The sequence below is a fragment of the Microbacterium sp. CCH5-D1 genome, from assembly GCF_001557335.1.
GTDB lineage: Bacteria > Actinomycetota > Actinomycetes > Actinomycetales > Microbacteriaceae > Microbacterium > Microbacterium oxydans.
Window position 1 is genome coordinate 1 of sequence record NZ_LSJW01000109.1, and the last position, 3366, is coordinate 3366.

Here is a 3366-nt window from a genome sequence, read left to right on the forward strand (position 1 = left end):
CGGCGGTGAGATCGTGGCGCGCCGCCTCCCAGCGTTCGATGATGCTCGCCCGTGTCTCGATGCGCCGGCCCGTCGGGCCGCCGACTCCGGGATTCTCGGCACTGCCGGCATCCGGGTCGGCGTTGATGTACATCCGGGGGATGCCGATGCGGGCGCCGACGAGGGGGAGGGTGGATTCCGTCGCGAGCGCCGGATACGACTCCGGCCGGAGGGAGGATGCGGCGGGCAGCTGCACCCACGGCTGCGCGCGCCAGAAGTCGCCACGGACCTCCGCATCGTCGGCCACGATCACGTCGAGCACCTCGAGGAGGTCCGCCATGGTGCGGGTGTGCGGCACCACGACGTCCATGGTCGGCACGAGAGGCCAATTGCCGCGGGTCGAGATCACCCCGCGGGAGGGTGTGTAGGCGCACAGCGCATTGTTGGTGGCCGGCCCGCGTCCGCTCGACCAGGTCTCCTCGCCGAGTCCGAAGGCCGCGAAGCTCGCCGCCGTCGCCGTGCCTGATCCGTTCGACGACCCCGAGGCGAAGGGGGCCGTGAGGAAGGCGGCGTTGTAGGGGCTCTCGGCTCGGCCGTAGACACCGCGCTGCATGCCGCCGTTCGCCATCGGGGGCATGTTCGTCAGCCCGAGGCAGATCGCTCCCCCCGCGCGCAGCCGTTCGATCGTGAAGGCGTCGCGCTGAGCGACGAGCTGTGCGAATGCCGGGCTCCCTGCGGCGGCCGTGAGCCCGCGCACGAGGTAGCTGTCCTTCGCGGTGTACGGGATGCCGTCGAGGGGACCGCGAGCCTCGCCCCTGGCGCGGCGTGCGTCAGAGGCCGCGGCCTCGTCCCGTGCATCCGCGTTCGCGACGACGACCGCGTTCAGGGCAGTCTCGGTGGCGGGGGCGTCGTACGCGGCGATGCGTGCGAGATACGCGTCGACCAGCGCGACGGCCGTCGTCTCCCCTGTCTCGAGGGCGCGGCGCAGGTCGGCGATGGACGCCTCGACCACGTCGACCATCAGCGGAGTCCGTCGAGCGCCGGCTGCTGCTGGGTGATGCAGTGGATGCCACCGCCGCGGTCGAACAGCGGACGTGCATCCACCGTGACGACCCGGCGGCCGGGGTAGGCGTCGGCGAGGATCTCGCGTGCTGCGGCATCGGCCTTGTCCTCGCCGAAGCCGCACGCCACCACGCCGTCGTTCGTGACGAGGTGGTTGACGTAGCTCCAGTCGACGGGACCCTCGTCGTCGCTCAGCATCGACGGAGCCGGCAGCCCGATCACCTCGAAGCGGCGCCCGGCGGCATCCGTCTGCTCCGAGAGCAGGGCACGCAGCTCGCGGGTGACGGCGTGGTCGGGGTGGTCGGGGTTCTGCTGGTCGTGCAGCAGCAGTCGCCCGGGGCACGCGATGGTGGCGACGATGTCGACATGGCCGTTGGTGCCGAAGTCGTCATAGTCGCGCGTGAGCCCCCGGGGGAGCCAGATCGCTTTCGTGGCGCCGAGCGTGCGGGACATCTCGGCCTCCACCCGCTGCTTGTCGGCGTAGGGATTGCGGCGGGGGTCGAGCTGCACGGTCTCGGTGAGGAGCACAGTGCCCTCTCCGTCGACGTGGATGCCGCCCCCCTCGTTCACCAGGGCGGAGCTCACCAGCTCGGCACCGACGGCGCCGGCGACGATGCGTGCGTGCTGTGCGGCCTTCCGCCACTCCGCCCATTCCGGGGCGCCCCACCCGTTGAAGATCCAGTCGACCGCTCCGAGGACACCAGGACGCTCGTCGTCGACCACGAACGTGGGCCCTGAATCGCGCATCCAGAACTCGTCGACGGGCGCTTCCACGATGTCGATGCCGCTGCTGAGCATGCGCCGCGCCCTGGCGAGCTCGCTCGGGTCGACCAGCATCGAGACGGGCTCGAAATCGGCGACGGCATGAGCGACAGCGGTCCAGGTGGCATAGCCCTCTTCGCGCGCCGCTGCGGTGTCGCCGAGAGTCTCTCCCTCCGCGGGGAACGCCATCCACGTGCGCTCGTGACGTGCGGTCTCGGTGGGCATGCGCCAGCTCATCGTGGTCTCCTCGTGCGGCCGGTCCGACTATTGAACATGCGATCAACAGGTGTTACGGTAACCCCTGATGAAGACGACGTCAACAGGTGCGACCGCTCGGCGGATGTCGCCGCAGGAGCGCGATCACTCGATCCTCGAGGGGGCGCTCGGCCTTGCCCGCGAAAGCGGTCTGGAGAGCCTGACCGTCCGTGCGATCGCCGCCAGAGTGGGTGTCACCCCCGCCCTCGTCGCGCACTACCGACCGGGGATGGACGCCTTCGTCGCCGACGTCTTCGGATCGATCGTGGCGGCCGAGCGCGAAGAGGTGATCTCCGCCTTCGACGACCGCCCGTTCCACGACGCCGCTGAGCTGGACGCCGCTGAGTTGCGCGGTGGTCTGCTGCGCCTGATCGAGACCCTTCTCGACGCCGACCGCGACGACGTCACCCTCATCTGGGTGCAGGCGTGGGCGCTCGGTGCCCGCAACGAGGCGCTCGCCGCCCGTGTGCGGCAGGAGATGGACGGATGGCAGAGCGCGCTCGAGGGGATCTTCGCCCGCGCAGCCGCCGACGGGGCGATCGAAGCGGGTCGCGCCGACACGGCCGCATGGCTGCTGCTCGCGATGGTCGACGGCATGAACGCGCACTCGCTGGTGAAGTGGGCGCCGCGCGACCGTACCGACCTCGCCAGGCGCGCACTGTCCGCCGTGCTGGACAGCGCCGCCCCCGATGCCTTCGTCGGTGCTCGATCCTCTGACTCCCGACCTGCTGACTCCCGACCTGCTGACTCCTGACCTGCTGACTCCTGACCTGCTGACACGTAAAGGAACGCCCATGGATGCTGTGCGCATGCACGCGGCCTCGCCCGAATCGACCGCGATCGTCGATGCCGTGCTCGACTACTCGCGTCGCCGCATGCTCGCCGCCGATGTGCCGCTCGACAAGCCGCAGTCCGAGGCCGAGCTGAACCGCCTCGTCGGGCCGACCATCACGGACGCGGGGTTGGGGGCGGCGCGGGCGCTCAGCGTGTTCGAGCATGTGCTCGCCCCGGCCTGCCTGACGACGAGCCATCCGCTGTACCTGTCGTTCATCCCGACGGCGCCGACCATGGCCGCCATCGCCTTCGACCTCGTCGTGTCGGCCTCCGGGCTCTACGGCGGCAGCTGGCTCGAGGGGGCCGGGGCCGTGCACGCCGAGAACGAGGTGCTGTCGTGGTTGGCCGGCGAGTTCGGGCTCCCCGACACGGCCGGTGGCGTCTTCGTGCAGGGCGGCACGATCGGGAACCTCTCGGCGCTGGTGGCCGCCCGAGAGGCGGCGAAAGCCCGGCTGGTCGCGGCGGGGAGGGAAC

Annotated in this window: 4 protein-coding genes; 2 read left to right on the forward strand and 2 right to left on the reverse strand. The window is 70.8% G+C overall.

The annotated features are described in order from the left end of the window. Together AX744_RS07120 and AX744_RS07125 are read right to left on the reverse strand one after the other, a co-directional pair. A partial coding sequence (locus AX744_RS07120; RefSeq protein ID WP_157543538.1) for an amidase occupies positions 1-1000 on the reverse strand: 1000 nt, incomplete at its 3' end. After that, positions 1000-2040, reverse strand: a complete 1041-nt coding sequence (locus tag AX744_RS07125) for an agmatine deiminase family protein (RefSeq protein ID WP_061016002.1) — start codon at positions 2038-2040, stop codon at positions 1000-1002. The genes AX744_RS07125 and AX744_RS07120, both read right to left, overlap by 1 nt. Positions 2041-2107: 67 nt before the next feature. Between AX744_RS07125 and AX744_RS07130 the strand changes: the two genes are divergently transcribed. Both AX744_RS07130 and AX744_RS07135 read left to right on the forward strand, forming a co-directional pair. Then, positions 2108-2812: a TetR/AcrR family transcriptional regulator gene (locus tag AX744_RS07130; protein WP_082738435.1), complete on the forward strand. Its 705-nt coding sequence runs from the start codon at positions 2108-2110 to the stop codon at positions 2810-2812. Between the two features lie 40 nt (positions 2813-2852). After that, positions 2853-3366, forward strand: a 514-nt coding sequence (locus tag AX744_RS07135) for a pyridoxal-dependent decarboxylase (RefSeq protein ID WP_231728754.1), incomplete at its 3' end; no start/stop codon positions are given.